Consider the following 26,219-nt stretch of genomic DNA (forward strand, 5'->3'; position numbering starts at 1 on the left):
CGGACTTGATCCGGGGTGGACACCGGTTCGCATCAAGAAAACGCGTCAAAACAAGGATCTGTTGATGGCTACAAAATAAACCGGCTCAGATCCGAGTTCTTGGCGAGATCGCCGATGTGGTTCTGCACGTATTCGGCATCGACCTTGATGGTCTCACCATGACGATCCGGCGCGGCGAATGAAATCTCGTCGAGCACACGCTCCATCACCGTTTGCAGCCGCCGTGCGCCGATGTTCTCGACCGTCGAGTTGACGGCGACCGCGATATCAGCCAGCGCGTCGATGGCGCCGTCGGTGATATCGAGCGTCACGCCCTCTGTCTGCATCAGCGCGATATATTGCTTGATGAGCGACGCTTCCGGCTCGGTCAGGATGCGGCGCATGTCGTCGCGGGTCAACGCCTCCAACTCGACGCGGATCGGCAGGCGGCCCTGCAATTCCGGCAGCAGATCCGAGGGCTTGGCAATATGAAACGCGCCGGAGGCGATGAACAGGATGTGGTCGGTCTTGACCGCGCCGTGCTTGGTCGTGACGGTGGTGCCTTCGATCAGCGGCAGCAGGTCGCGCTGCACGCCCTCCCGCGAGACGTCGCCGCCGAGGCGGTTTTCGCGCACGCAAATCTTGTCGATCTCGTCGAGGAACACGATGCCGTTGTTCTCGACCGCCGCGATCGCTTCCAGCACGACCTGGTCATTGTCGAGCAGCTTGTCGGACTCTTCGTTGACGAGAATTTCGTGCGAGCCTTCAACCGTGAGCCGGCGGGTCTTGGTTCGCCCTCCAAGTTTGCCAAAAATGTCGCCGATCGAGATTGCGCCCATCTGCGCGCCCGGCATCCCCGGAATCTCGAACATCGGCATGCCGCCGGAGGATTGCGTCTCGATCTCGATTTCCTTGTCGTTGAGCTCGCCGGCGCGCAGCTTCTTGCGAAAGGAATCGCGGGTCGCCGGGCTGGAGGCCGGTCCGACCAGCGCGTCCAGCACGCGTTCCTCGGCGGCAAGTTGCGCGCGGGCCTGCACATCCTTGCGCTTTCGCTCGCGCACCTGCACGATCGCGACCTCGACGAGATCGCGGATGATCTGCTCGACGTCGCGCCCGACATAGCCGACCTCAGTGAATTTCGTGGCCTCGACCTTGATGAAGGGTGCGCCGGCGAGCTTTGCCAGCCGCCGCGCGATCTCGGTCTTGCCGACGCCGGTCGGCCCGATCATCAGGATGTTTTTCGGCAGCACCTCTTCGCGAAGCGAGCCGGTGAGCTTCAGCCGCCGCCAGCGATTGCGGAGCGCGATCGATACCGCGCGCTTGGCGTCGGCCTGGCCGACGATGAAGCGGTCGAGTTCGGAGACGATTTCACGGGGAGAAAAGTCGGTCATGGGTCCTAGGTAGGTGTCCAATGTTGCGAGAGCAAGCGGTGCACGAGACTGCTAAATGATCGGCGGGCCACCCTGCCACAGCTTGATCGCCTCGAAGGGGTGAATCAGCATGATAATGTTGAGCGCCAGATTGTCGCGAATGTGGAGCGTCATCACCAGCTCGAACAACATCGCAAGAGCGACGGTGACTGCCACGGGAAGTTTCCTCGCCAGCAGGAAGCCACCGATCATGAAGAGCATATCGGAAATCGAATTGACTATGGTGTCGCCGAAATAATCCAGCGAGATCGTGCCGGCGCGGTAGCGGTTGATGATCCAGTCGGAATTCTCGACCAGTTCCCAGCTGCCTTCGACCAGCATGGCGAGTATCAGCCGGCCCTGCCAGGCCAGGCGCGGGAACGCGAGGAAGGCCGCGCCGTAGAACAGGAAGCCGTGCAGGATATGCGATAACGAATACCAGTCGGCGATGTGCTGGGAGTTTTCCGAGCTCTGCACGACGCCGTGCCAGAGCTTGACGTAGCCACAGGCGCAGATCGGCAGGCGTCCCATCCCGTACAGGATCGCAGCTTGCGCCGCGAGGATGCCGGCTGCAATTAATATCCAGTGTCGGCCCGAAAGCGTGACTGGAGCTTTCTCGATACTGTTGGTGGAGGTCATGCGTTGCGGACCATCAATAAAGCGGGGCCATCAGGTGTATCGACCATACCGACTTTTTCAAAGCCCGCCTTCTCGTAGGCACGCACGGCTCGGGTATTGGCTGGATCGGGATCGGTCACAATGCGCGGCGCGCCGTGCCTCAACCGGTCCTCGACGAAGGCCCGGATGAGCGCCGAACCATGGCCGCGCCCGATCATGTCCGGCTCGCCGATGAAGAGGTCGATGCCGCGGGTGCCGCGCGGATGTTTGCCAAAGCCTGAATTCCACGCCGTCAGGTCGTAGCACTGCAGGTAGGCGAAATCGTTACTTCCCGCCGAGACGATGAACTGATCCATCGCCGGTTCTTCGAGATCGCCGCTGACCAGTTCATATTGTTCAGAGGGGTTGCCCCACCATTCGCGCACATGCGCTCGCGCGAGCCACTGCCGGATCAACGGCAGGTCGTCCATAGCCATCGGGCGGAAGACATATTCCGGCGCCATGACCGGCGGCTCCCCTCAGAGCGTTTCGATCGTGACGTTCCGGTTGGTGTAAACGCAGATGTCGGCAGCGATATCGAGCGCCCGGCGCACGATGGTTTCGGCGTCCTTGTCGGTATCGACAAGCGCGCGGGCGGCCGCCAGGGCATAATTGCCGCCGGAGCCGATCGCCATCACGCCGGCCTCCGGCTCCAGCACGTCGCCGGTGCCGGTCAGGACCAGCGAGACGTCCTTATCGGCGACGATCATCATCGCCTCCAGCCGGCGCAGATAGCGGTCGGTCCGCCAGTCCTTGGCCAGTTCGACCGCCGCGCGGGTCAATTGCCCCGGATATTGCTCAAGCTTGCTCTCCAGCCGCTCGAACAGGGTGAAGGCATCGGCGGTCGCCCCGGCAAAACCGCCGATCACGTCGCCCTTGCCGACTTTCCGGACCTTTTTGGCGTTAGCCTTGATGACGGTCTGCCCGATCGAGACCTGACCGTCGCCGCCGATTACCACTCTGCCGCCCTTGCGGACCGTCACAATCGTGGTGCCGTGCCAAATCGGCAGGTTGTTTTCAGATGCTTGCATGGATCGCCCTCTTTCCAGTCAGATTTAGGGGGTGAGGGGAGGGGTTACAATCGCGCCGTTTCACCCCCGAATCCGGTCACCATGGGCTGAAGTTCAGCCCTTCAAACGTCATCCCGCAGTGGCGAAGGTGACATCCGCCTGTTAAAAGGGCCGCGTTTTCGGCCCCAAGCGGCCCAAGGGAAGCAGTTTTCATGCGCACAGCGTCCATCAAGCGCAAGACCAAGGAAACCGACATCGAGGTCGCGGTGAACCTCGATGGCACGGGCGTGTCCAAGGTTTCGACCGGCATCGGCTTTTTCGACCATATGCTCGATCTCTTGGCCAGGCATTCCCGCATCGACATCACGGTCAAGGCGGATGGCGATCTGCATGTCGACCACCACCACACCACCGAGGACGTCGGCATCGCGCTGGGCCAGGCCGTGAAGCAGGCGCTCGGCACCATGGCCGGCATCACCCGCTATGCCTCGATCCACATGCCGATGGACGAAACGCTCTCGCGCGTCGTCATCGACATTTCGGGCCGGCCGGTGCTGGTGTTCAAGGTCGACTTTCCGCGCGACAAGGTCGGTCAGTTCGATACCGAGCTGGTGCGCGAATGGTTCAACGCCTTCACCATCAACGCCGGCGTGACTTTGCACGTCGAGACCTTATATGGCGAGAACAGCCATCATATCGCCGAATCCTGTTTCAAGGGTCTGGCGAGGGCGCTTCGTGCCGCGGTTGCGATCGATCCGCGCGCGGCGGGCGAGGTGCCTTCCACCAAGGGTCAGCTCGGCGGCTGATTGCCTGTTCTCGTTTTCGTTCGCGGCGGAGAGATTCGATGCCGGTCTACACAGTGCATGCTCCCATAGCCAATGGCGCCGATCTTCCGGCGACCGACAAATTCGTGTTTGTCCGTGACGGCTTCCATTTCTGGGCTGCGGTCGCGGGCGTGATCTGGCTATTGTGGCATCGGCTGTGGCTGGCGCTGATCGGCTGGATTGTTCTGATGACAGCCGTGCAGTTCGGGATGTCGGCGCTGGGCGCCAGCCGCGGGACGATCTTCGCTGTTGATGTCCTGCTCGCCATCCTGATGGGCCTCGAAGCGGCCAGCCTGCGGCGCTGGACGCTGTCACGGCGCAATTGGCGCCAGCTCGATATCGTGGTTGCCGACGACGAGGAAGCTGCCGAACACCGCTTCTTCGAACGCTGGACCGGCCGGCAGCGGGGGCTGATCAACGACCAACGATCGGTTGATCGCGGCGCACCGCCGCCGACCCGCAACATTCCGGGCCAGTCGTTCTCCAAACCACCGCCGCCCTTGCCGCAAGGCGGAATCATCGGCTTGTTTCCGGAGCCGGGAGGGCCACGATGACCGTTGCGATCGTCGATTACGGCTCGGGCAATCTTCACTCGGCGGCAAAGGCCTTTGAGCGCGCCTCGCGTAGCATGGAAGATCCGCAGAAGGTCATGGTGACGCGCGATCCGGAGGCCGTGTACCGCGCCGACCGCATCGTGCTGCCCGGCGTCGGCGCCTTCGCCGATTGCCGCCGCGGCCTCGATGCGGTGGACGGCATGCTTGACGCGATGACGGAAGCCGTGCGCGTCAAGGCGCGGCCTTTCTTCGGCATCTGCGTCGGCATGCAGTTGATGGCGACGCGCGGCAAGGAGCACGTCACGACCGAGGGCTTCAACTGGATTGAAGGCGACGTCGAGAAGATCTCGCCGCGCGAGGAAAATCTGAAAATCCCGCACATGGGCTGGAATACGCTTGACCTGGTCCGCGAGCATCCGGTGCTGGAGCGGCTGCCGCTCGGGCCGAAGGGCCGCCATGCCTATTTCGTGCACTCCTATCACCTCAACGCCTCCAATGAGGCCGATGTGCTGGCGCGTGCCGACTACGGCGGGCCGGTGACCGCGATCGTCGGCCGAGACACCGCCATCGGCACGCAGTTTCACCCCGAGAAGAGCCAGCGTTTCGGCCTGGCCCTGATCTCGAACTTTTTGAAGTGGAAGCCGTGATCCTCTTTCCTGCCGTCGACCTGAAAAACGGCCAATGCGTGCGCCTCGAGCAGGGCGACATGGCGCGCGCGACCGTGTTCAACCTCGATCCTGCGGCGCAGGCGCGCGCTTTTGCCGAGCAAGGGTTTGAATATCTCCACGTCGTCGATCTCGACGGTGCCTTTGCCGGCAAGCCGATGAACGCGCGGGCGGTTGAGGCGATGCTCAAAGCGGTCACCATGCCGGTGCAACTCGGCGGCGGCATCCGCGATCTCAAGACTGTGGAAGCCTGGCTCGACAAGGGCATCGCGCGGGTCATCATCGGCACCGCGGCGGTGCGCGATCCGGAGTTGGTGAAGGGTGCGGCGAAAAAATTCCCCGGCCGCGTCGCGGTCGGACTCGATGCGCGCGATGGCAGGGTTGCGGTGGAAGGCTGGGCCGAGACCTCGCAGGTGACCGCGCTCGAAATCGCGCAACGGTTCGAGGATGCCGGTGTCGCTGCCATCATTTTCACCGACATCGCGCGCGACGGCCTGCTGAAGGGCCTCAACCTCGATGCCACGATCGCGCTCGCAGAACGCATTTCCATTCCCGTGATCGCATCCGGCGGGTTTGCCTCCATTGAGGACGTCAAGGCGCTGCTCGAGCCGCGCGCCAAGAAGCTCGCTGGCGCCATTGCCGGCCGCGCGCTCTATGATGGGCGGCTGGATCCCGCCGCCGCTTTGACGCTGATCCGCAGCGCGCGCGCCGCGGCCTAGGAGTTTTTGCGATGTTCAAGGTCCGCGTCATTCCCTGTCTCGACGTCAAGGACGGCCGCGTGGTCAAGGGCGTCAATTTCGTCGACCTGCGCGACGCCGGTGATCCTGTCGAGGCGGCGATCGCATATGACGCGGCCGGCGCCGATGAATTGTGCTTCCTCGACATCACTGCCACCCACGAAAACCGTGGCATCATGCTCGATGTGGTGCGGCGCACGGCGGAAGCCTGCTTCATGCCGCTGACGGTCGGCGGCGGCGTCCGTACCATCGAGGACATCAAGACGCTGCTGCGTTCCGGCGCCGACAAGGTCTCGATCAACACGGCAGCCGTCTCCAACCGTGAGTTCGTCAAGCAGGCGGCGGAAAAATTCGGCGAGCAGTGCATCGTGGTCGCGATCGACGCCAAGCGGGTCAAGCGCGGCGGCGGCTCGGACCGCTGGGAGATTTTTACCCATGGCGGGCGCAACTCCACCGGGATCGACGCCATCGAATACGCGCAGGAAGTGGTCTCGCTCGGCGCCGGCGAGATCCTGTTGACCTCGATGGATCGCGACGGCACCCGCCAAGGCTTCGACCTGCCGCTGACGCAGGCCATCGCCGACAGTGTCCCCGTACCGGTCATCGCCTCTGGCGGCGTTGGCAATCTCGACCACCTCGTCGACGGCATCCGCCAGGGCCATGCCACCGCGGTGCTGGCCGCCTCGATATTCCACTTCGGCGAATTTACCATACGCCAAGCCAAGGAGCATATGGTGCGCGCCGGGCTGCCGATGCGGCTCGATCCCTGACGACTCCCTGTCACAAAAGTGCTAAGTCCTTGCTTGGGACGGCGTCCTGGCCTTTGGTCGCGAGTGTTGAGTTCGGTTGATGTCGCGTTTTACGATCCATGATCTGGCCGCCACCATCGATGCACGGGCCGCATCGGGAGGAGAGGCGTCCTACACCCGCAAATTGCTCGACAGGGGCGCCGAGCACTGCGCCAAGAAGCTGGGCGAGGAAGCGGTGGAGACCGTGATCGCGGCGGTCGAGAACGACCGCAGCCACCTGATTGCCGAAAGCGCCGACCTGCTGTTTCATCTGCTGGTGTTGTTGAAGTCGCGGGGCGTGAAGCTGGAGGACGTCGAAGCCGCGCTGGCGCAGCGGACCTCGATGTCCGGGCTCGAGGAGAAGGCGTCGCGCGAGCGCGACTAGCCGAGAGGGCAGCTCATGGATATCCGCACCCCGGAACAGCAATACAATCCCTACCGTATCTTCACGCGCGAGCAGTGGGCGCGGTTGCGCGACGACACGCCGATGACGCTGGAGCCGGGCGAATTCGAGCGGTTGCGCTCGATGCATGACCGCCTTGACCTGCAGGAGGTCGAGGACATCTACCTGCCGCTGTCGCGACTGTTGTCGATCTATGTCGATGCGACCGATCGGCTCTTCCGGGCGCAGCGCCAGTTTCTCGGTATCCGCGACCGCAAGGTCCCCTACATCATCGGCGTCGCCGGCTCGGTCGCCGCCGGCAAATCGACCACCGCCCGCGTGCTGCAGGCGCTGCTGGCGCGCTGGTCGCCCCGCCCCAAGGTCGACCTGGTGACGACCGACGGGTTCCTGTTTCCCAATGCCGTGCTCGAGCGGCAGGGGCTGATGCAGAAGAAGGGCTTTCCCGAGAGCTACGATCTGCCGATGCTGCTGGCGTTTCTTTCCGACATCAAAGCCGGTCGCCGGCCGGTACGCGCGCCGGTCTACTCGCATCTGGTCTACGACATCGTGCCGAACGAGTGGATCGAGGTCGATCGCCCGGACATCCTGATCGTCGAGGGCGTCAACGTGCTGCAGACCGGCCGACTGCCGCGCGACGGCAAGGCGGTGCCGGTGGTGTCGGACTTCTTCGACTTCTCCGTCTACATCGATGCCGAGGAACCGGTGCTGCGCGAATGGTATGTGCGGCGCTTCCTGGCGCTCAGGGACACCGCGTTCCACGACCCCAAATCGTACTTCCATCGCTACGCGGTGCTCTCCGACGAGGAGGCGACCGCGACCGCGATCGCGATCTGGGAGCGCACCAATCTCGCCAACCTCGAGGACAATATTTTGCCGACCCGGCCGCGGGCGACGCTGATCCTGAAAAAACGCGCCGATCATCTGGTCGAGACGGTGGCGTTGCGGCGACTGTGATTGCTGTCGTCCCTGCGTTCGCACGGACGACGTCGAGTTTTTGTTTCGACCTCACGCCGCGATGTGCCGTGACGCGATCAGCCCGGCGAGCGCCTCGGCGAGTTTTTCGCGGTCGAGCGGCTTGATCAAGAATCCGTCCATGCCGGCTTCGAAGCAGGCGTAGCGATCTTCCACCAGCGTGTTGGCGGTGAGTGCGAGGATCGGCGTCCGGCTGCCCGGCTCGCCGGATTCGAGGGTACGAATCCGCTTGGTGGTTTCGATGCCGTTGAGCTGCGGCATCTGGATGTCCATCAGGACGAGATCGTAGGGGCTGCCCGCGGATTTCGCCGACAGCCAGGACTCCAGCGCTTCGGCGCCGTCGGTGGTGATGACGGCGTGATGGCCGAGCCGGCTGAGCAACGATCGGATCAACAGCGCATTGATCTGGTTGTCCTCGGCAACCAGGATCGACAGGCCCTTGGCTGACGGCTCGGCTGGCGTCTCGCTTGGGTCGATGGCCGGATCTAGGCTCGGTGCGGCCACTTCCGGCGCGGCCGTCATGCGCGCCGCGAGCGAGGCTGCGCGCAGCGGTTTGACCAGATAGCCGGTGAGGGCGGAAGTGGCGGATGGTTGCATTTCGTGCCGCGTCGCCGGCGTAAACATCACGATGCGCTGGGTGGCATGAAGGCGCGCGGCTTCGCCGAGCCGTTCGATTTCGGCGAGCCCCAGCGCGTGATCGATCAGCACGGCGTGCCAGGCGCGCTCGGGCAGCAGGGCCTCTGCGACGTTGGCGTCTGATACCATGCAGGTCTGCCCGCCCCAGCGCTGCAGCCGCCGCGCGGTCAGCGAGGCCTCGATGCTCGCGGGGGAGACCAGCATGATCGAGTGGCCGGAAAGATCCGGCGCCGCAAATGAGATTTGTTCGCCGCCCGCGGCGGCAAGGGGAAGCGATACCTCGAATGTCGAGCCCATGCCGGGCGTGCTCGCCAGCGCGATGCGGCCGCCCATGCGCTTGACGATACGGTCGGAGATGCTCAAGCCGAGACCGGTGCCGCCGTAGCTGCGGGCGATCTTGTCGTCGGCCTGCTCGAACTCGCGAAAGATCCGCTCGCGTGCTTCGGGGGCGATGCCGATGCCGGTATCGCGCACCAGGAAACTGATTTCATTGGGCCAGATGCCGGGCTCGACGATCAGGGCGACACCGCCGGTGGAGGTGAATTTTATCGCATTGCCGGCGAGATTGAGCAGCACCTGCCTCAAGCGAGCTGCGTCGCCGATCACGTGCGTCGGCAGCCGTTCGTCGACATAGGCGGCCACCTCGATCTTCTTGGCCTCCGCGCGCGGCGCGAGCAATTCGGTGATGTCCTCGATCAGGCCCGACAAGGCGAACGGACGATGTTCGAGGTCGATCTTGCCGGCCTCGATCTTGGAATAATCCAGCAGTTCCTCGATCAGCGAGAGCAGCGCGTCGCCGGAGCTCTTCACCGCCTTGACATAGGTCGCCTGTTCCGGCGTCAGCGGTGTATCCATCAATAGGCCGCTCATGCCGATGATGCCGTTGAGCGGCGTGCGGATCTCGTGGCTCGCCATCGCGAGGAAGCGCGACTTGGCGCGGCTTGCGGCGTCCGCCTGATCGCGGGCCTCGGTCAGCGCGCGTTCGCTCTCGGTGCGATCGGTAACGTCGCGGCCGACGCTTTGCATTTCCGCTCGTTCTCCGGCGTCGTTGCGGACGAACCCTTCGCGCCATGCGATCCAGCGCGGGCCGAGCGGTCCTTCGATCCGCTGGTCGTGAACGCGGGTGCCGCTCGGTTCGAGCGCGGTGTCGCCCTGCTCGAGAACGGTAAGCGCGAAGCGGCTGCCGATCAGCGCGTCGCGCGGCATTTGCGCCAGCTCGCAATAGGCGTCGTTGGCGTAGGTGATGCGACCCTCGCCGTCGCGCAGAACGATCAGATCGCCCTGCGATTCGAACAGCCGTCGGGTACGCTGCTCGGCTTCCTGCAATTCCCAGTTCCGGTCAGCCAACGCTTCGTTATGCAACGCGACCTTGCGCATCTTCTTGCGCAGCAGGCGGAGCCGGAAGCTGAAGGTGGCGAGCCCGACGCAGGCGATAGCAAACAGGAAGGCGACGCCGATTGCAAAAGAGTGCGGATCATAGCCGGAGTTTTCCGTCTTGGCTCCAGTGATGAAGCCAAAGGCTCCGCCGAACACGACCGAGAAGATCATTAAGGAGCGCAGCGCGAAGGTAAGCCAGGGATGACGGCGGCCGAAGCGACGAGAGCGAAGTTTGATCCGGAAAGTCCGTCCCATCGCCAATGACCCTAAGCTTGCTGCTTGAATTGAACCGGCCTGCTTCGCCGCCTCTCGCGGAAGAACGATGCGTCGCCGATGTTGCAAAGTGCTTGAGGCTCCCAGCGGCATCACGGCCGCGATGAGAACAAGGTGAATGAAAGGTTAACCGAGCATGGTCCGGACCCGGAGGGCCGCGTTCGCGCAAAGTGGCAACCGGCTTTCCGAAAAGACCATGCTCCAAACCTAGAGCGACGCCGCTTCGATGCGGTGGCGCTCGCCACGAGCGCCGACGATCAGGGCGGCGGCATCGAGCAGCGAAAAGCTCTTCGAAGACACGAAGATGCGGTGCTCGGCCGGTCCATCCCTGGAAAGGTAGATCACGGGATCGGAGCTTGAGGGATTTCGGGAGATCGCAACCAGAAGCGGCGGCGCATTGCTCGCGCAGGCGCCGGCTTCGGCCGTATCGATATCGTCGATCACGGTGAAGTCGGCCGCTTCCGCGTTGTCGGTAATCTGGACCCGCACCGTCGCGCGGCCCGGATCGCTGGTGAAACTGACGTGCCGGTGCGCCTGCCAGGAGAGGGCGGCGATCTGTACGGAAGTGCCTGATAATTCGATGCAGGGCCGCGGACCGGCCAAAAATTCGCCGCGCGCGAACAGCGCGACAATTGCCAGCGGAATCACCGAGGCCAGAATCTTCAAACGCAACATGACACGCTACTCGCTCACCATAAGTCCGCGACATGGGAACTATGGTTGGCAGAGGGTAAAGGAAACTAGTTACCGCCGCGTTGACGCGGGTTGTTTTTGCGCGGCTCAGCATCTTTGGTGCGAGTGAGGCGAAGCGGGCTGGCGGGCGAGCGACGTGGTGGATGTCACACCCCGCGAAGGCGCGGTATTCAGTACGCTGCGGCCCATCCACGTCATTGCGAGCGGAGCGAAGCAATCCATCTCTGCGCGCATGTGGTGACGATGGATTGCTTCGCTCCGCTCGCAAGGACGGGAAGATAGCGACGCACACACCACTGTCGTCCCCCGCGAAGGCGGAGGATCCAGTGCGCTGCGGCTTATCGGTTCTATCACCGGCGTCTCTGGGTCGCCCGGTCAAGCCGGGCGATGACGACTGAGTATGAGGAGCCGATCTCGCGACGCGTTGCGCCCGGCCTGCTCTCAACTGTCGAGATCATCACGCAGGCTGTGCCCGGCCGCGCGTTACTGTTCGGCTGCGGTGACGACCACCGGCCGGATGAAGGCGGCGATGACAGCGAAGACGAACAGCTCAGCACGACGACCGGTCTCAGGTACCTTGCCGGGCTGCGCATCATCTTTCGTTGACGTGTCGACCATGTACCGACCTGCCGTCTCGGAAATCGAACAACCAGCGAGCCGGCCACACGTTCCCCTTGTGCTAGGCTATTCTGCCGCCATCGGACGAAGGCGACGCCATTCCGCCCCACTTCTAGATGCGCCACCGGGCCCGCTGGCAGCATGATTGCGTGCCAGGGGTCACTCATTGATCAGGATCAAAAGAAGAATGATAAATGAAGGAATTATTTTATGCTCTTTCGGCATTCCGCGCGCCGAGCAGGGATGGCGCGATGCACTACGCCGCCCTTCGCAAATCCTCCGCCAGCGCGCGATACGATAGCGCCTCCGCCAGATGCAGCCGGCCGATCTTTTCCGCACGATCGAGATCGGCGAGCGTGCGCGCGACGCGCAGCACGCGGTGATAGCCGCGTGCAGTCAGCTTCATGGTTTCGGCGGCGTCGCGTAGAAGTTTTTGCCCCTGTGCATCCGGCTGCGCAATTGCTTCCAGCAGCGAAGCCGGCGCTTCGGCATTGGTGCGGATGTGCGGCATGCCGGCCGCGGCGTAGCGCGCGAGCTGGATACTGCGGGCAGCGGCGACACGCGCGGCGACTTCGGCAGAGCCTTCGCTTGGCGGAGGAAGTATCAGATCGGCGGCGGTGACCGCCGGTACCTCAATGCGCAGGTCGATGCGATCCATCAGCGGGCCGGAGATGCGCATCTGGTAATCCGCGGTGCAGCGGTCGACCGGTGCGCGCCTGCAGGAATAGCCGGGATCATAGGCCTGGCCACAGCGGCAGGGATTCATCGCCGCGACCAGCATGAAGCGCGCCGGGTAGGTGACACGGTGGTTGGCGCGGGACACCGAGACCTCGCCGTTCTCCAGCGGCTGGCGCAGCGAGTCGAGCACGCGCGGATCGAATTCGGGCAGTTCGTCGAGGAACAGCACGCCCTGATGCGCCAGCGAAATCTCGCCGGGTCTGGCGCGCAGGCCGCCGCCGGTCAGCGCAGCCATGCTGGCGGAATGATGCGGTGCGCGGAACGGCCGCCGCGCGGTCAGCGCGCCGTCGCGGATTTCGCCGGCGACGGAGGCGATCATCGACACTTCCAAAAGTTCGGATGGCGACAGCGGCGGCAGGATCGAAGGCAGCCGCGCCGCCAGCATCGACTTGCCCGCACCGGGCGAGCCGATCATCAGCAAATGATGTCCGCCGGCCGCCGCGATCTCCAGCGCACGCTTGGCGCTCTCCTGACCCTTGATATCGCGCAAGTCCAGATGCGTCGCTTCCGGCTCGTGCACTTTCGGCTGCGGCCGCGACAGCACCTGCGTGCCTTTAAAATGGTTGGCGATCTGGATCAGCGATTTGGCCGCGATGATCTGGATGTCCGGGCTCGCCCAGGCCGCTTCCGAGCCGCACGCCGCGGGACAGATCAGCCCTTCCTCGCGCGCGTTCGCGCCGATCGCCGCCGGCAACACGCCCGCAACGGGCGCGATCGAGCCGTCGAGCCCGAGTTCGCCGAGTACGGTAAAGCCGTTGAGCGCATCCGGCGGGATCGCGCCGATCGCCGCCATCAGGCCGAGCGCGATCGGCAGATCGTAATGGCTGCCTTCCTTCGGCAGATCGGCCGGCGCGAGATTGACGATGATCCGCCGCGCCGGCAGGGCCAGCCCCGAGGCGATCAGCGCCGAGCGCACCCGCTCACGCGCCTCCGACACCGCCTTGTCGGGCAGACCCACAATGGCAAAGGCCGGCAGCCCAGGCGCGACCTGCACCTGCACGTCGACCGCGCGGGCCTCGATCCCCTCAAAAGCTACGGTAGATACCCGCGCAACCATGCTGCCCCCCGCGACGCAATCGAAGGTAGCGGGGAACCGGGGAGCAAGTCAAGAACATTAAGAGAACATTGTGCGCCTAGGGCCAGTCAACGCACATCCTGCATCGACATACCGGTGCTCAACCGATCGTCGACATTTCGACCCGCGCTAGCGCTCCGTTCGCATGTACGGGCTGTGCTCAGAAACAAGCTTCAGCGCCGGATCATCAGCGAGAACGCGCACCGCCTCTGTCTTTGCAGGGCTCTCATTCTCGGGGGTACCCCGGACGCTCCACACAGCGAGCCAGACGACGAGCATCCCGGCTCCGATAGCTACCATATCCTTGGTCACTTGCCGGGCCTCCAAACTGGCTGCCAAGCGCTGAAGGAAGACCAATTTCGGCGAAGCGGGATGGTTCCTAAGGTGGGCCTTTCGATGAAGGCCCTCGACGACGCATCTCACCCGCACGCATGCAGGTGTGCGGCAGCACCTGGATGATCCGGGGCCGACCACCGGCCGACCCCAAATCAAGCGTTCTTCTCAGAGCTGCATGTTCATCGGTTCGGGATAATACCTGAAACCGTCGCCGTTCTTGGCGACGTGGCCGTAGCCGGGCCAGGCGAAGTGATAGGACATGACCGGGATCTTCTGGGCGGCGAGCATGTCCAGCATCTTCACCCGCGAGGCGGCCGCCTGCTTTGGGTCGCTGTCGTAGGAGAATTCCATCCGCGGTTTCTCCAACAGCAGCACCGCGTGATGCGAGAGGTCGCCGAGGAAGCAGAAGGATTTGCCTTTCGAACTGACCATGAAGATGGTGTGGCCGACGGTGTGGCCGGGCGCTGCGAGCGCGGTGACGCCGGGCAGGAATTCCTGGTTGTCCTTGATGAAGACGATGCGGTCGCGCACCGGCATCAGGTTCTTGCGGGCGTGGATGATAAAATCCTTCAACGGACTGCCGAGCTTGCCTTCATCGGTCCAGAAATCGAAATCGCTCTGGGCGATGTAGACCTGCGCGTTCGGGAATAGCGGCTTGTCGTCGGCGCCGACCAGGCCGCCGATGTGATCGATATGGGCGTGCGAGCACACCACGGCGTCGATGTCTCCAGGCTTGATGCCGGCCGCCATCATGTTCTTCTGCTGCTGGCCGGTGGTCGGGCCGAACGCCTTTGACGTGCCCATGCCGGTATCGAACAGGATCAGCTTGTCGCCGGTGTTCACGATCGGCGAGTTCTGTTCGAGCACGACGTGGTCCGGATTGAGGAAGTTGTCGGACAGCATCTTCTTCACTTCCTCCTTCGGCACGCCGGTAAATGTGCCGGAGGGATCGCCGAGCGGCAGCGGGCCGTCGGAGACGACGGTCACTTCGGCGTCGCCGAGCATGAAGCGGTGCCAGTAGGGCGTCTGCGTGCCGAGTTTTGGCGCCTTGGCCAGCGCGCTGCCGCCGAGCATCGTTGTCGCACCGAACCCGGCGCCGAGCGCAAGCAAAGACCGTCGCGAAAGATTCGTCGTCATGCCTCTTCCTCCACAAATTTAATTGATTGCAGTACGTGCCCGGACGAACTCATCCGTGCCTGCAGGCTGCTCCCGCTTCCCGAAATTGGCAAGTGGGATGAGGAGGCACGACAGGGATGCGAAAATGACGATGACACCGCGGCGCGTCGCGGCGATATTGCAGGACAGATTTCGAAGGTCGGCATCGACAGCTACCAATCGTAGTCGTCGTACATCCACTCCCTTGGGTATCGAGGCCGCGATCTCGCTTGCGGCGGCGACCGCTCTGGTTTGCGCAAGGTCGGAGCCGGCTGGGTCGGACGCGCTGACGTCTTGGGCGGGGTCTGCTCGGAAACCTTCGCGAGATCGCGCTTCATCTCTTCCTGGCTCGTCTTCAACTCGCCAATGGCTTTTGCGTTGTCGCTGGCCATTTGTTGCTGGTTCGCCTTGAGCTGTTCGATGGTTCGCTCCAGGTTCGCGAGGTCGCGCGCGATCGTTTGCAGCAACTGTGTCTGTTCGGGGGACATGGCGGCCGTTGGCGGCGGGGAGTCTTGCGGCGGTGCGGCCTGAGCCAAGGTCGGTGCTTGCGGTGGCGATACTTGTGGTGGTGATGCTTGCGGTGGTGGTGCGGTTTCAGCCGCGGCTACGTGAACGGTTGATGGATCGGGCTGCGCGGGAGATGGCGGATCTTCCGGCGGCGACGATGGCGTTGAAAACGGGCTGCGGCGCCCACCAGGCGATAACCGGCTTGGCCCCGTCGCCATAGGACGATTGCAAAACGAGGGCAGCGACAATGATGCACGCTGCCAGAGGCAAAGCAACGAGGGTCCGGAGCGCCGGCCTTTTCTCCGGTGATGGCGCGCCAGGTCGCGGCGGGTCGGGTCGAGGCGGAGCCGATGCATCGCGTTCCATCTTTGCAAGCTGTTCAGTCAAGCGCGTGAGCTGCTCATCCGCGCGCTTGATCTGTTCGTGGGCGTGCGAGAGCCGCTCGTCGGCGCTCACGACCTGGGGATCGCGCCTTTCATTTTCTTTCGGAGGTGGTGTGGAGTTCATTGGCGTTTTCCTCTTCGTCCAATGTCGTCCGAAGGTGGCCGGTCGGCCATCCGGCAGCGCTTCGTGCAGTCTTGCCCACAGCATGGCCGCATGATGGTAGAATATGGGATCACACGGCGATAGCGCATTCAAATCCGGCAGGCTACGGCCGACGACGCAGAACGACGCGGCTCTCCCGCCGGTTCCAATCGGCCAGCGCACGCAATTCATCCGGCCTAAGTCGCGTATGAGCGCGCAGCGAAATTATTTCCCGGCGCGCTTCTTCTCGATGGTATCCCAGATCTTTGCCGCCACGTCCGGGCCGTTGAGACGCTGGATAGCGCGGATGCCGGTCGGGCAGGTCACGTTGATCTCGGTGAGGTTGCCGTCGATCACGTCGATGCCGACGAACAGCAGGCCGCGTTCGCGCAAGTCCGGGCCCAGCGTGTCGCAAATCTCGCGCTCGCGCGGGGTAAGGTCGGTCGCCTGCGCAGCGCCGCCGCGCACCATGTTGGAGCGGAGGTCGTCGGGGGCCGGCACGCGGTTGACGGCGCCGGCGAACTCGCCGTCGACCAGGATGATGCGCTTGTCGCCGTGCTTCACCTCGGGGAGGAAGCGCTGGATCACCCAGGGCTCCCTGAAGGTGACGGAAAACATGTCGAACAGCGAGCCGAAATTCATGTCCTGCGGCATCACGCGAAACACCGCCGCGCCGCCATGGCCGTGCAGCGGCTTCATGACGACCGCGCCATGCTCATCACGGAACGAATTGATTTCGTCGAGGTCGCGCGAGATCAGCGTCGGCGGCATTAGCTGCGGAAAGTTCAGCACGAACATCTTTTCCGGCGCGTTGCGCACGCTGGCGGGATCGTTGACGACCAGCGTCCTGGGATGGATTCGTTCCAGCAAATGCGTCGAGGTGATGTAGGCGATATCGAACGGCGGCTCCTGCCGCAACAGGATGACGTCGAAGGCTTCGAGCGGCTCGCGCTTCGGCTCTCCCAACGTAAAGTGATCGCCGACCTCGTCGCGCACCGTGAGGCGCTGCACCGGCGCCACCAGCTCCTCGCCGCGCAGCGAGAGCTGGTCCGGCGTGAAATAGGAAAGGCTGTGCCCGCGCTTTTGCGCTTCCAGCATCAGGGCAAAGGTCGAATCGCCGCGGATGTTGATACGCGCTATGGGTGTCCATCTGGACGGCGATATTCAGTTTCATGAGTTGAGGGTCCGCAGGTCAGGAGGGATTGGTTCAGGTGCTGGCGTCGAATGCCGCTAACAGATGGCGTGGCAGACGCCTGGGCGCAATCAGGACGGCGTCAAAACGGAGCTCGAATTCGGCATGCTCGGGATGCGCCATCAGCCAGGCTTGGGCGGCGTCGATGATGCGGGCCTGCTGGCGCGGCGTGACGGCATAGGCGGCGTCATCGAGGCTGGCGCGCGCCTTGACCTCGATGAAGGCAATCAAACTGCGCTTCCTCGCCACCAGGTCGATCTCGCCATAAGGGGTGCGGAAGCGTTTGGCCAGGATGCGGTAGCCTTTTGCCATCAGATAGGCCGCGGCGCGGCTTTCGGCGGAAAGCCCGGTGCGAAATGCCGCAACCCGCTCGGGCGCAGCGAGTTTCGTGGTCGCGTCAGGCGGCGTGGTGCCGTCAGTCTTCGCCATCGTCGCCCCTGACTTCTTTGGCGAGCTCCAGCGCGCGGGCATAGACCTCACGGCGCGGGCGGCCCGAAAGCTCGACCGCATGCGCGACGCTGTCCTTGACGCTTTCGCGCGCCAGCGACGATCGCAGCAGGTCGTCGAGGTCGTGCTGGGTCATGACATCGGCGTTCTTGCGCGGCGGGCCGACCACGAGCACGAACTCGCCGCGGGTTTCCAGCGTGGCGGCCGTCCTTGCCAGCTCGGCGATGGGGGCGCGCTTGATGTCCTCGTGCAGCTTTGTGAGTTCGCGGCAGATCGCGGCGTCGCGCCCGGCCATGATCTCGGCGAGGTCGGCGAGCGTTTCCTGCACGCGGTTGCCGGATTCGAACATCACCAGCGTGGCATCGATCCTTGCCAATTCGGCCAGCCGCGTCCGCCGCGAGACTTGCCTGGCCGGCAAAAATCCCTCGAAGTAAAACCGGTCGGTCGGGAGTGCTGCGACCGAAAGCGCCGTCAGCACCGAGGACGCACCGGGCACCGCGATCACGGCATGGCCGGCGGCAGAGACCTCGCGCACCAGCTTGAAGCCGGGATCGGAGATCAGGGGCGTGCCGGCGTCCGACACCAGGGCGATGGAAGCGCCCTGCGCCAGCCGCTCCAGGATTTTCGGCCGCGCCATCGCCGCGTTGTGCTCATGATACGGCTTGAGTTCCGCCGAGATCGCATAGCGCTCGATCAGGCGCCGGGTGATGCGGGTGTCCTCGCAGGCGATGATGTCGACGCCGGCCAAGGTCTCCAGCGCGCGCAAAGTGATGTCGCCGAGATTGCCGATCGGGGTTGCCACCAGATAGAGGCCGGGAACCGGCTTCGGGGCATTCAGAAGGTGGCCGCCAATCAAAAATGTTCTGTTGGCCGAACCCGGTTCGGTATCGGAGCCGTAGCTTGAACTGGGTTTGGCGCGCATGACGGCAATCTAAAGGGGTCTTGGGGCAAGCGCCATATCTGGCGGGATGGCGGCAAGGGCGGAGTTCCCCGCGGGAAGACAATGCGCGGCGAGGTGTTAATCCTTTTGTTTTGGTTAACTAATCCTCGACAATATGCAGAATCCCAATTGGGTTCAGTAGCGGTTCAGGTGCCTCGGCCCAGAAGGCCGGAATCCTGGCCGACGGCGGTCGGTCAAGAGAAGAGACAGAATGGAAGGCCCGTTCAATCGCAAGCTTGGATCCCCGGACTCGCGGCCGTCGGGCCCGACCCGGCGGACGGCAGTCGGTCTTATCCTCGGCGCGCCCCTGCTCGGCGCCTGCTCCGGTGGTGGACAGATTTCCAACCCGTTTGGCCCGTCCGCGCCCGAGGGGCCGCCAGGCCCGCAGCAGCAGCCGCTCGCCGTCGGCACCGGGCAGGTCAAGGTCGGCCTGATCCTGCCGCTTTCGGCCGCCGGCAATGCCGGTGTCGCCGCGCAATCGATGAAGAACGCGGCGGAGATGGCGCTGGCGGAATTCCAGAATCCGAACATTCAGCTTCTGATCAAGGACGACGGCGGCAGTCCGCAGGGCGCCCAGCAGGTCACCCAGGAGGCGCTCGGCGAGGGCGTGGAAATCGTTCTGGGCCCGCTGTTTGCGGCCTCGGTGCCGGCGACTGCGCAACTGACACGCGCGCGGAGCATTCCAGTGATCGCGTTCTCGACCGATTCCAGCGTCGCCGGACGCGGCGTTTATCTGCTGAGCTTCCTGCCCGAATCAGACGTCAACCGGATCGTCGATTATTCGGCCAGCATCGGAAAGCGATCGTTTGCGGCGCTGTTGCCCGACAACGCCTATGGCAATGTGGTGGAAGCGGCGTTCAAGCAGGCGGTCGGCCGCAAAGGCCGCATCGTCGCCTTCGAAAAATACACCGCCGATCGTGCCGGCGCGGCGCGGACGGTGGCGCAGTCGCTCGGCTCGGCGGACGCGCTGTTCATCGCCGACGACGGCGAATCGGTCGTGGCAGCGGCGGATGCCTTGACCTCGGCGGGTGCGAACTTGCGCAACATCCAGTTGCTCGGCACCGGGCTCTGGGACAATCCGCGCATCTATGCGAGCGCGACGCTGCAGGGCGGGCTTTATGCTGCGCCGGATCCGTCCGGCTTCCGCGCCTTCTCCGGCCGCTACCGCGCCAAATACGGTACGGACCCCGTGCGCACCGCAACGCTCGCCTATGATGCCGTCGCGCTGGTTGCTGCGCTGTCGAAACAGCAGGGCGGCCAGCGCTTTGCGCCGGAGACGCTGACCAACCCGTCGGGCTTTGCCGGCATCGACGGGCTGTTTCGATTCCGTTCCGACGGCACCAACGAGCGCGGGCTTGCGGTGATGAAGGTCGCAAGCGGCGGCAGCACGCCGGTTGCCGGATCGCCGAAGAGTTTTGGGGCGTGATCCTTCGTCGCCCCTGCGGAACGCAGGGGCCCAGAGCCACCATCGTTGGTTTTGAGAGAAGCCGTCGCCTTGTGCCCTTTACGCGGGTTGCGGCGTATGGGTTCCTGCGTTCGCACGAACGACGGCTGTTAGGCGGCGAGATCCGCCACCACCGCGTCGAGCACCGGAAAACCTTCCTTCGTCACGCGCAATCTTCCGTCGGAGTCGACGGATATCGCGCCTTCCGCGCGCAGGATGGCGATGCGGCTCGGATCAAGCGCGCGACCCGACAGTGCCGCATAACGCCTGGGATCGATGCCTTCGGCGAGCCGCAAGCCCATCAGCAAAAATTCGTCGGCGCGCTCTTCGCTGTTGAGGTGGTCGTCGGTGACGACGCCGTGGCCGTTGGCCTCGACACGCATCAGCCAGGCCTCCGGGCGCTTCTCGGTCGCGGTGGCGTGTCGCGCGCCGTCGATGTCGAGGCGGCCATGCGCGCCGGGACCGATGCCGGCATATTCCTCGCCGCGCCAATAGACGAGATTGTGCTGGCACTCCGCGCCTTCGCGCGCGTGATTGGAAATCTCGTAGGCCGGCAAGCCATGATGCGCGCAGACTTCCTGCGTCACGTCGTACAGCGCACGCGCCACCGCCTCGTCCGGTGTCTTCAGTTTGCCCGCCGCATGCAGGCCGAAGAACGGCGTGCCTTCCTCGATGGTGAGTTGGTAGAGCGAGAGATGCTCGGCGGCTTCGGAAATCGCGAGCTTCAGTTCATCCGCCCACATAAGCGGCGTCTGGTCGGGGCGGGCGTAGATCAGGTCGAATGAATAGCGATCGAACGCGGCACGCGCGATCGCGACCGCGTCGAGCGCCTCGCGCGCGGTATGCAGCCGTCCGAGCGCTTTCAGCGAGGCGTCGTCGAGCGCCTGCACGCCGAGCGAGACGCGGTTGACGCCGGCTGAGCGATAGCCGCGAAACCGCGTCGCTTCTACGCTGGTCGGATTGGCTTCGAGCGTGACCTCGACATTGCCGGCGACGCGCCAATGCTTTCCGATTGCATCCAAAATCGCGCCGACGGTCTGCGGCTGCATCAAGGAAGGCGTGCCGCCGCCGAGAAAGATCGATGTGACGGTTCGCCCCGGTGCGCGCGCCGCCGTGGTTTCGATCTCGCGCGCAAACGCGCGCGCAAAACGTTTCTCGTCGATCGGTGCGTGGCGGACGTGGCTGTTGAAATCGCAATAGGGGCATTTCGACAGGCAGAACGGCCAGTGCACGTAGACGCCGAAGGCATCTTTGGGGCGGGGTCGCTCGCGACTAGCCAAGGCAGATCTCCGCCAGTTTGACGAAGGCCCGTGCCCGGTGCGACAGGCCAAGCCCAAGCGGCGGTAGGCCGTGCTTTTCGATGGAAGTCATCTCGCCAAAGGTCCGCGTGTGCCCGTCGGGCAGGAATACCGGATCATAGCCAAAACCGGCGGTGCCGCGCGGCGGCCAGACCAGGGTTCCGTCGGCGCGGGCCTCGACCTCTTCGAGATGGCCATCGGGCCAGGCGACGCACAGGGCCGAGACAAAATGCGCACTTCGCTCGTCGGGCGTGGTGGCGCCGCGCTCCTGCAACAGGCGCTCGACCCTGGTCATCGCCGCGATGAAATCCTTGCCATTGCCGGCCCAGCGCGCCGAATAGATTCCGGGCGCGCCGTCGAGCGCATCAACTACGAGACCGGAATCGTCGGCAAAGGCCGGCAATTGCGCGGCTTTCGCCGCCGCGATCGCCTTGATCGCGGCATTGGCCCGAAACGTCTGGCCGGTTTCCTCGGGCTCGCCGAGACCCAGCTCGCCCGCGGAAACCGCCTCGACGCCGTGCGGCGCGAGCAATTCCTGCATCTCGGCGAGCTTGCCGGGATTGTGGGTCGCGATCACGAGCCGGCCGGTGATTCGACGGTGCATGTGCGATCAGACTACGCCACAGCCAGCTTCTGCAAGTCCACCAGACGCGCGACACCCTTGCGCGCCAGTTCCATCAGCGCCAGGAACTCGTCTTGTGAAAACGGCGTCTTCTCAGCGGTGCCCTGCACCTCGATGATGCGGCCGTCGCCGGTCATGACGAAATTGGCATCGGTCTCGGCCTCGGAATCCTCGGCATAATCGAGGTCGAGCACCGGCGTGCCCTGATAGATGCCGCAGGAGATCGCGGCGACATTGTCGCGCAGCACGTTGGCTTTCAGCATGTTGCGGTTCTTCATCCAGCCGATGCAGTCGGCCAGCGCCACCCAGGCGCCGGTGATCGAGGCCGTGCGCGTGCCGCCATCGGCCTGGATCACGTCGCAATCGACCGTAATCTGGCGTTCGCCGAGCGCTTCGAGGTTGACGGCTGCGCGCAAGGAGCGGCCGATCAGCCGCTGGATCTCGACGGTGCGCCCGCCCTGCTTGCCGGCGGCGGCCTCGCGGCGGGTGCGCTCCAATGTGGCACGCGGCAGCATGCCGTATTCGGCGGTTACCCAGCCGCGACCCTGGCCCTTCAACCAGGGCGGCAACCGTTCTTCCAGGGTGGCTGTGACCAGCACATGGGTGTCGCCGAACTTCACCATGCAGGAACCTTCGGCATATTTGACCACGCCGCGTTCCAGCGACACGGGGCGCAACTGATCGGGCGCACGGCGGCTCGGCCGCATGGGGAATCCTTCCAAAAATCGAGCGAAAATTCGTTCGCGGTGCTTGTAGGAGGGGGAGCGGGCAGCGGCAAGGGTTTTTGCCTTGTTTCGGGGTAGAGGTTCGGTTCTGAATCAATCAGAACCGAACCTCTACCTTCTTGTTTTGATGCGTTTTCTTTACGCGAACCGGCGGCCGCCCCCGGATCCAGTCCGAGGGCATGCTTCGCTCGAAAACGCTATGTGAAGCGGACGCTTGTCATCGGCGCGCCGGATCGACAAATTAGGGTATCAGGGAGTTAACAGTGGCCCACCACGATCCGATTGGCCTGATCGCGCCGCATGCGGGGCTCGCCCAGCTCAACGAGCGCTCGCGCGACATTTTTCGTCAAATCGTCGAGAGCTATCTCGCGACCGGCGAACCCGTCGGTTCGCGCAACATCTCCCGCTTGATCGCAGTGCCGCTGTCGCCCGCTTCCGTGCGCAATGTGATGTCGGACCTCGAAGCGCTCGGCCTGATCTACGCGCCGCATACCTCGGCCGGCCGCCTGCCGACCGAACTCGGCCTGCGCTTCTTCGTCGACGCGCTGATGCAGGTCGGCGACCTCACCGAACCCGAACGGGAATCGATCCAGAACCAGCTTGCCTCCGTCGGTCGGGCGCAGTCGGTCGAGGCGGCGCTCGGCGAGGCGCTGACGCGGCTGTCCGGCCTGACCCGCGCGGCCGCCGTGGTGCTGACCGCAAAATCCAATTCGCGGCTGAAACACATCGAATTCGTGCGGCTGGAGCCGGAGCGCGCGCTGGTGGTGCTGGTCGGCGAAGACGGCCAGGTCGAAAACCGCGTGCTGACGCTGCCGCCCGGCGTGCCTTCCTCGGCGCTGACGGAGGCGAGCAATTTTCTCAATGCTCGGATTCGCGGCCGCACGCTCGCTGAGGCGCGCCTCGAACTCGAAACCGCGATGGCGCAGAGCCGCATCGAGCTCGACCAACTGACGCAGAAGGTGATCGAGGCGGGGATTGCGAGCTGGTCGGGCGGCGAAAACGAGGACCGGCAATTGATCGTGCGCGGGCATGCCAACCTGCTGGAAGATTTGCACGCGCTCGAAGATCTCGAACGCGTCAAGTCGCTGTTCGACGATCTCGAGACCAAGCGCGGCGTGATCGACCTGTTGGGCCGGGCCGAGCGCGCCGAAGGCGTGCGGATCTTCATCGGATCGGAGAACAAGCTGTTCTCGCTGTCCGGTTCCTCGACCATCATCGCACCCTATAGCGACGCTTCGCACCGCATCGTCGGGGTTCTCGGCGTGATCGGGCCGACCCGGCTGAACTATGCGCGGGTGATTCCGACGGTGGATTACGCCGCCCGCATTGTCAGCCGGATGCTGGGCGGCTGATCCGCCACGAATCGACCTTAATCAGGGCTGGTTGCGCTTGATTTTCGGCCCCTAAAGCACGATATCCCCGGCAGCAAATCCCCATCCAACCAGAACCGTTTTTTGAGAAGGCAGTCTTATGACCGATCCCAACCGGCCGAGTGACGACGGGGCACAACCCGCCAACCAGACCGGCGAGCCCGTGGTCTCAAAACCCTACATCATGCCCGACGATCCCGAGGAAGGATCGGTCGAGGCGTTGACGAAGGAAGCGGCGGGAGCGCGCGACAAGATGCTGCGCACGCTGGCTGAGATGGAAAATCTGCGCAAGCGCACCGCCAAGGAAGTCGCCGACGCGCGCGCCTACGGCATCACCGGCTTCGCCCGCGACATTCTCGAAATCGCCGACAATCTGCAGCGCGCGCTCGATGCCATGCCGGCCGAGACCAAGGCCACCGCCGATCCGGCGCTGAAGGCGTTCATCGAAGGCGTCGAGCTGACCGAGCGCTCGCTGCTGAACACGCTGGAGAAGAACGGCGTCAAGAAGTTCGATCCATCGGGCGAGAAGTTCGATCCCAATTTCCAGCAGGCGATGTACGAAGTGCCCGATCCGTCCGTTCCCGCAGGGACGGTGGTTCAGGTCGTGCAGGCCGGCTTCATGATCGGCGAACGCATACTGCGCCCGGCGCTGGTCGGCGTGTCGAAGGGCGGCGCCAAGGCGGCACCGGCCGCCAACAATGAGCCGAACAGCGCGGCGTAAATAGGCGCGCAAGTCGTTTCGAACCATGAGGGCCCCGCTGCGGAAGCTCGGCCTTCATCCTTCGAGACGCGCGCAGGCCCGCTCCGCAGGGATGAGCGGTCTACGGAGTATCACCGAAGGCGGTTGACGCGGGCCTATGCTTACAGCGGCCTCTCGTCCGCCCTCGGCCGGTAGGTCCCAAAACTCCAGAGATTGCCTTCCGGGTCGCGGCAGGCGAAATCGCGGCTACCATAGTCGGTGTCGCGCAGGTCCATTTCAATGATGGCGCCGGAGGCTTTGACCTTCGCATGTAGGGCGTCGGGATCGTCGACCGCGACATACAGCGCGTCCGTGCGACGGCCGCCGATATCGCCGACGAGCTTGCCGTATTCGTCCTCCCTGCTCTGGCCGAGCATCAGGATCGAGGGTCCAAAGGCAAGCTCGGCGTGATGGATGGTGCCGCCGTTCCGGTAGACGGCGCGTTCGGTGAAACCAACAACCTCCTTGAGCCAGCGGATCATCGCTTCGGCATCCCGGCAGCGCATCGTCGGATAAAGGCGCGGCGCTTCGCTTTTGCTTGGACTGGTCACCGGCAACTCCTCGCATTGCGTTACCTCACTAGTATCGCGAGGCGAGGGCGGTCGGCTTGAAGATTTGTTACCTGACCGGCTACGCGTCCAGTGCGTCCAGCGGGCGCAGCAGGCGGCTGTCAGTCAGCGCCAGCCGGTGGGCCCAGGCCGTTGGCGATTCGCCGGCAAGGGTTGAAAATTCGCGGGCGAGATGCGCCTGGTCGGCATAGCCGCTTTCGGCCGCAATCCCTGCCCAGCCGCTTCCCGCTCCCGTCCGCGCCAGTCGGCAGGCTTCGTGAAAGCGCATCATGCGGGCAACCGGCTTCGGCGCCAGACCAATTTCCGCTCGGAAGCGATCGACCAAGTGCTTGCGGCTCCAGCCGATCTCTCTTGCAAGCGCAGTGATGCGCACGCTGCCCGCGCTGCGTGCGAGCCGTCCATAGGCGAATGCGATCTCGGGCGAAGGCCGATGGCTGGCACGCCCTGCAACAAAATCCTCGACCAGATCGAAGCGATCCTGCCAGCAGGATATCGCGCCAAGCCGCTCGCGCAGGTGCGGTCCCTCAGGCCCCAGTACGTCACCGATGTCGACCATGCGCGCGGTGAGATCGGCGACGGCCCCGCCAAAGAAGCGATAGGCGCCAAGCGGCGTGAAATCCACCTGCACGCATTCGGCGCCGCCATCGGATTCGATATGAACCGGACCGGCATAAAGCCCGGCGGCGAAACTCGGCTGCCGATCATCAGCGTCAGGATCGCGTCCGAGAGCGATCAGGAACGGTGTGCCGAAGCTGATGATCAGCGGGACTACCAGACCTGCGGTTTCGCGCTGGAAGAACCGGCCGGGCGCGGTTTCGCGATAGCCCGTCATGCCGGCGATCAGGCCTGTCATGCGCTGCGATGGCGCACGACGAATCATCTCGAACGCGAGTGGAGCCGCTGGACCTGACATCCCAAACCCCTGAAGCGGGCAAGACGAAC

Annotated in this window: 28 protein-coding genes and 1 pseudogene; 11 read left to right on the plus strand and 18 right to left on the minus strand. The window is 64.2% G+C overall.

The genetic code is table 11. The annotated features are described in order from the left end of the window. Positions 1-68: 68 nt before the first annotated feature. The 4 genes from hslU to hslV are packed head-to-tail and all read right to left on the minus strand — an operon-like array spanning position 69 to position 3,076. On the minus strand, positions 69-1,370 hold the full coding sequence (gene hslU / locus V1290_RS18810; RefSeq protein WP_334365785.1) for an ATP-dependent protease ATPase subunit HslU: 1,302 nt from the start codon (positions 1,368-1,370) through the stop codon (positions 69-71). Between the two features lie 51 nt (positions 1,371-1,421). Further along, on the minus strand, positions 1,422-2,027 hold the full coding sequence (locus V1290_RS18815; RefSeq protein ID WP_334365786.1) for a DUF2585 domain-containing protein: 606 nt from the start codon (positions 2,025-2,027) through the stop codon (positions 1,422-1,424). Beyond that, positions 2,024-2,509, minus strand: coding sequence for a GNAT family N-acetyltransferase (locus tag V1290_RS18820; RefSeq protein WP_334365787.1), 486 nt, complete (start codon positions 2,507-2,509; stop codon positions 2,024-2,026). The genes V1290_RS18815 and V1290_RS18820 overlap by 4 nt, the downstream gene beginning before the upstream one ends. 15 nt (positions 2,510-2,524) lie before the next feature. Further along, positions 2,525-3,076, minus strand: a complete 552-nt coding sequence (gene hslV, locus V1290_RS18825) for an ATP-dependent protease subunit HslV (RefSeq protein WP_334365788.1) — start codon at positions 3,074-3,076, stop codon at positions 2,525-2,527. A gap of 191 nt (positions 3,077-3,267) precedes the next feature. Between hslV and hisB the strand changes: the two genes are divergently transcribed. From hisB to coaA, 7 genes are all read left to right on the plus strand, one after another. Beyond that, entirely contained in the window at positions 3,268-3,861 is a 594-nt protein-coding gene (gene hisB / locus V1290_RS18830; protein WP_028348312.1) for an imidazoleglycerol-phosphate dehydratase HisB, read from the plus strand. A 38-nt stretch (positions 3,862-3,899) separates the two neighbouring features. Further along, positions 3,900-4,433 (plus strand): DUF2628 domain-containing protein, encoded by a 534-nt coding sequence (locus V1290_RS18835; RefSeq protein ID WP_334365789.1) that lies wholly within the window; start codon positions 3,900-3,902, stop codon positions 4,431-4,433. Then, complete coding sequence (gene hisH / locus V1290_RS18840; RefSeq protein ID WP_334365790.1) at positions 4,430-5,080, plus strand: imidazole glycerol phosphate synthase subunit HisH; 651 nt, start codon at positions 4,430-4,432, stop codon at positions 5,078-5,080. The genes V1290_RS18835 and hisH overlap by 4 nt, the downstream gene beginning before the upstream one ends. Next, positions 5,068-5,817, plus strand: a complete 750-nt coding sequence (gene hisA, locus V1290_RS18845; protein WP_334365791.1) for a 1-(5-phosphoribosyl)-5-[(5-phosphoribosylamino)methylideneamino]imidazole-4-carboxamide isomerase — start codon at positions 5,068-5,070, stop codon at positions 5,815-5,817. The genes hisH and hisA overlap by 13 nt, the downstream gene beginning before the upstream one ends. Positions 5,818-5,828: 11 nt before the next feature. Next, complete coding sequence (gene hisF, locus V1290_RS18850; protein WP_334365792.1) at positions 5,829-6,605, plus strand: imidazole glycerol phosphate synthase subunit HisF; 777 nt, start codon at positions 5,829-5,831, stop codon at positions 6,603-6,605. 79 nt (positions 6,606-6,684) lie between these two features. After that, positions 6,685-7,008, plus strand: coding sequence for a phosphoribosyl-ATP diphosphatase (locus V1290_RS18855; RefSeq protein WP_334365793.1), 324 nt, complete (start codon positions 6,685-6,687; stop codon positions 7,006-7,008). A gap of 15 nt (positions 7,009-7,023) precedes the next feature. Next, entirely contained in the window at positions 7,024-7,980 is a 957-nt protein-coding gene (gene coaA, locus V1290_RS18860; protein WP_334365794.1) for a type I pantothenate kinase, read from the plus strand. Positions 7,981-8,031: 51 nt separating this feature from the next. On the opposite strand, the gene V1290_RS18865 is transcribed toward coaA, so the two are convergent. Both V1290_RS18865 and V1290_RS18870 read right to left on the minus strand, forming a co-directional pair. Further along, positions 8,032-10,266, minus strand: a complete 2,235-nt coding sequence (locus tag V1290_RS18865; protein ID WP_334365795.1) for a PAS domain-containing hybrid sensor histidine kinase/response regulator — start codon at positions 10,264-10,266, stop codon at positions 8,032-8,034. A gap of 225 nt (positions 10,267-10,491) precedes the next feature. Then, positions 10,492-10,959 (minus strand): hypothetical protein, encoded by a 468-nt coding sequence (locus tag V1290_RS18870; RefSeq protein WP_334365796.1) that lies wholly within the window; start codon positions 10,957-10,959, stop codon positions 10,492-10,494. 405 nt (positions 10,960-11,364) lie between these two features. Here V1290_RS18870 and V1290_RS18875 point away from each other — a divergent pair, with 405 nt between their 5' ends. Beyond that, entirely contained in the window at positions 11,365-11,583 is a 219-nt protein-coding gene (locus tag V1290_RS18875) for a hypothetical protein (protein ID WP_334365797.1), read from the plus strand. 268 nt (positions 11,584-11,851) lie between these two features. Here the strand turns inward: V1290_RS18875 and V1290_RS18880 are convergent, their stop codons facing one another. The 7 genes and pseudogenes from V1290_RS18880 to rsmI form a co-directional block, all read right to left on the minus strand. Further along, positions 11,852-13,390 (minus strand): YifB family Mg chelatase-like AAA ATPase, encoded by a 1,539-nt coding sequence (locus V1290_RS18880; RefSeq protein ID WP_334365798.1) that lies wholly within the window; start codon positions 13,388-13,390, stop codon positions 11,852-11,854. 519 nt (positions 13,391-13,909) lie between these two features. Further along, positions 13,910-14,881 carry an MBL fold metallo-hydrolase gene (locus V1290_RS18885; protein ID WP_334365799.1) on the minus strand — a complete coding sequence of 324 codons (972 nt, stop codon included), beginning with the start codon at positions 14,879-14,881 and terminating at the stop codon, positions 13,910-13,912. Between the two features lie 191 nt (positions 14,882-15,072). Next, a complete protein-coding gene (locus V1290_RS18890; RefSeq protein ID WP_334365800.1) occupies positions 15,073-15,435 on the minus strand; it encodes a hypothetical protein in 363 nt (120 codons plus the stop codon). Positions 15,436-15,493: 58 nt separating this feature from the next. Next, positions 15,494-15,913: a hypothetical protein gene (locus tag V1290_RS18895; RefSeq protein WP_334365801.1), complete on the minus strand. Its 420-nt coding sequence runs from the start codon at positions 15,911-15,913 to the stop codon at positions 15,494-15,496. 243 nt (positions 15,914-16,156) lie between these two features. Next, positions 16,157-17,105: pseudogene (gshB, locus tag V1290_RS18900) on the minus strand (glutathione synthase). A 33-nt stretch (positions 17,106-17,138) separates the two neighbouring features. After that, the gene (locus V1290_RS18905; RefSeq protein WP_057844830.1) at positions 17,139-17,552 is read right to left on the minus strand and encodes a YraN family protein; all 414 of its coding nucleotides are present in this window, start codon (positions 17,550-17,552) and stop codon (positions 17,139-17,141) included. Further along, positions 17,539-18,492, minus strand: a complete 954-nt coding sequence (gene rsmI, locus V1290_RS18910) for a 16S rRNA (cytidine(1402)-2'-O)-methyltransferase (RefSeq protein WP_334365802.1) — start codon at positions 18,490-18,492, stop codon at positions 17,539-17,541. Before rsmI ends, V1290_RS18905 begins: the two co-directional genes overlap by 14 nt. 229 nt (positions 18,493-18,721) lie before the next feature. On the opposite strand from rsmI, the gene V1290_RS18915 reads away from it, so the two are divergent. After that, positions 18,722-19,936: a penicillin-binding protein activator gene (locus V1290_RS18915; RefSeq protein WP_334365803.1), complete on the plus strand. Its 1,215-nt coding sequence runs from the start codon at positions 18,722-18,724 to the stop codon at positions 19,934-19,936. A 128-nt stretch (positions 19,937-20,064) separates the two neighbouring features. On the opposite strand, the gene hemW is transcribed toward V1290_RS18915, so the two are convergent. From hemW to rph, 3 genes are read right to left on the minus strand one after another with little or no spacing between them, the layout of a single operon-like run. Further along, positions 20,065-21,234: a radical SAM family heme chaperone HemW gene (gene hemW / locus V1290_RS18920; protein WP_334365804.1), complete on the minus strand. Its 1,170-nt coding sequence runs from the start codon at positions 21,232-21,234 to the stop codon at positions 20,065-20,067. Then, complete coding sequence (gene rdgB / locus V1290_RS18925) at positions 21,227-21,856, minus strand: RdgB/HAM1 family non-canonical purine NTP pyrophosphatase (protein WP_334365805.1); 630 nt, start codon at positions 21,854-21,856, stop codon at positions 21,227-21,229. The genes hemW and rdgB overlap by 8 nt, the downstream gene beginning before the upstream one ends. Positions 21,857-21,867: 11 nt before the next feature. Beyond that, positions 21,868-22,581, minus strand: coding sequence for a ribonuclease PH (gene rph, locus V1290_RS18930; RefSeq protein WP_334365806.1), 714 nt, complete (start codon positions 22,579-22,581; stop codon positions 21,868-21,870). A 281-nt stretch (positions 22,582-22,862) separates the two neighbouring features. Here rph and hrcA point away from each other — a divergent pair, with 281 nt between their 5' ends. Together hrcA and grpE are read left to right on the plus strand one after the other, a co-directional pair. Then, entirely contained in the window at positions 22,863-23,951 is a 1,089-nt protein-coding gene (hrcA, locus tag V1290_RS18935; protein ID WP_334365807.1) for a heat-inducible transcriptional repressor HrcA, read from the plus strand. Positions 23,952-24,069: 118 nt separating this feature from the next. Continuing rightward, a complete protein-coding gene (grpE, locus tag V1290_RS18940) occupies positions 24,070-24,690 on the plus strand; it encodes a nucleotide exchange factor GrpE (protein WP_334365808.1) in 621 nt (206 codons plus the stop codon). A 140-nt stretch (positions 24,691-24,830) separates the two neighbouring features. Here grpE and V1290_RS18945 read toward each other — a convergent pair whose 3' ends face one another. After that, a complete protein-coding gene (locus V1290_RS18945; RefSeq protein WP_334365809.1) occupies positions 24,831-25,259 on the minus strand; it encodes a VOC family protein in 429 nt (142 codons plus the stop codon). A gap of 79 nt (positions 25,260-25,338) precedes the next feature. Next, positions 25,339-26,190 carry a helix-turn-helix domain-containing protein gene (locus V1290_RS18950; RefSeq protein ID WP_334365810.1) on the minus strand — a complete coding sequence of 284 codons (852 nt, stop codon included), beginning with the start codon at positions 26,188-26,190 and terminating at the stop codon, positions 25,339-25,341. Positions 26,191-26,219 lie beyond the last annotated feature (29 nt).

It is taken from the genome of Bradyrhizobium sp. AZCC 1578 (genome assembly GCF_036924675.1).
Classification (GTDB): domain Bacteria; phylum Pseudomonadota; class Alphaproteobacteria; order Rhizobiales; family Xanthobacteraceae; genus Bradyrhizobium.

Coding starts and splice junctions, on each gene's coding strand:
- V1290_RS18865 (WP_334365795.1), bottom strand. CDS start 10,266: ATGGGACGGACTTTCCGGATCAAACTTCGCTCTCGTCGCTTCGGCCGC.
- V1290_RS18820 (WP_334365787.1), bottom strand. CDS start 2,509: ATGGCGCCGGAATATGTCTTCCGCCCGATGGCTATGGACGACCTGCCG.
- V1290_RS18915 (WP_334365803.1), top strand. CDS start 18,722: ATGGAAGGCCCGTTCAATCGCAAGCTTGGATCCCCGGACTCGCGGCCG.
- coaA (WP_334365794.1), top strand. CDS start 7,024: ATGGATATCCGCACCCCGGAACAGCAATACAATCCCTACCGTATCTTC.
- hslV (WP_334365788.1), bottom strand. CDS start 3,076: ATGCAAGCATCTGAAAACAACCTGCCGATTTGGCACGGCACCACGATT.
- V1290_RS18875 (WP_334365797.1), top strand. CDS start 11,365: ATGACGACTGAGTATGAGGAGCCGATCTCGCGACGCGTTGCGCCCGGC.
- V1290_RS18880 (WP_334365798.1), bottom strand. CDS start 13,390: ATGGTTGCGCGGGTATCTACCGTAGCTTTTGAGGGGATCGAGGCCCGC.
- V1290_RS18950 (WP_334365810.1), bottom strand. CDS start 26,190: ATGTCAGGTCCAGCGGCTCCACTCGCGTTCGAGATGATTCGTCGTGCG.
- rph (WP_334365806.1), bottom strand. CDS start 22,581: ATGCGGCCGAGCCGCCGTGCGCCCGATCAGTTGCGCCCCGTGTCGCTG.
- rsmI (WP_334365802.1), bottom strand. CDS start 18,492: ATGCGCGCCAAACCCAGTTCAAGCTACGGCTCCGATACCGAACCGGGT.
- V1290_RS18905 (WP_057844830.1), bottom strand. CDS start 17,552: ATGGCGAAGACTGACGGCACCACGCCGCCTGACGCGACCACGAAACTC.
- hisH (WP_334365790.1), top strand. CDS start 4,430: ATGACCGTTGCGATCGTCGATTACGGCTCGGGCAATCTTCACTCGGCG.
- rdgB (WP_334365805.1), bottom strand. CDS start 21,856: ATGCACCGTCGAATCACCGGCCGGCTCGTGATCGCGACCCACAATCCC.
- hisB (WP_028348312.1), top strand. CDS start 3,268: ATGCGCACAGCGTCCATCAAGCGCAAGACCAAGGAAACCGACATCGAG.
- grpE (WP_334365808.1), top strand. CDS start 24,070: ATGACCGATCCCAACCGGCCGAGTGACGACGGGGCACAACCCGCCAAC.
- hisF (WP_334365792.1), top strand. CDS start 5,829: ATGTTCAAGGTCCGCGTCATTCCCTGTCTCGACGTCAAGGACGGCCGC.
- V1290_RS18815 (WP_334365786.1), bottom strand. CDS start 2,027: ATGACCTCCACCAACAGTATCGAGAAAGCTCCAGTCACGCTTTCGGGC.
- V1290_RS18885 (WP_334365799.1), bottom strand. CDS start 14,881: ATGACGACGAATCTTTCGCGACGGTCTTTGCTTGCGCTCGGCGCCGGG.
- V1290_RS18835 (WP_334365789.1), top strand. CDS start 3,900: ATGCCGGTCTACACAGTGCATGCTCCCATAGCCAATGGCGCCGATCTT.
- V1290_RS18895 (WP_334365801.1), bottom strand. CDS start 15,913: ATGAACTCCACACCACCTCCGAAAGAAAATGAAAGGCGCGATCCCCAG.
- V1290_RS18855 (WP_334365793.1), top strand. CDS start 6,685: ATGTCGCGTTTTACGATCCATGATCTGGCCGCCACCATCGATGCACGG.
- V1290_RS18870 (WP_334365796.1), bottom strand. CDS start 10,959: ATGTTGCGTTTGAAGATTCTGGCCTCGGTGATTCCGCTGGCAATTGTC.
- hslU (WP_334365785.1), bottom strand. CDS start 1,370: ATGACCGACTTTTCTCCCCGTGAAATCGTCTCCGAACTCGACCGCTTC.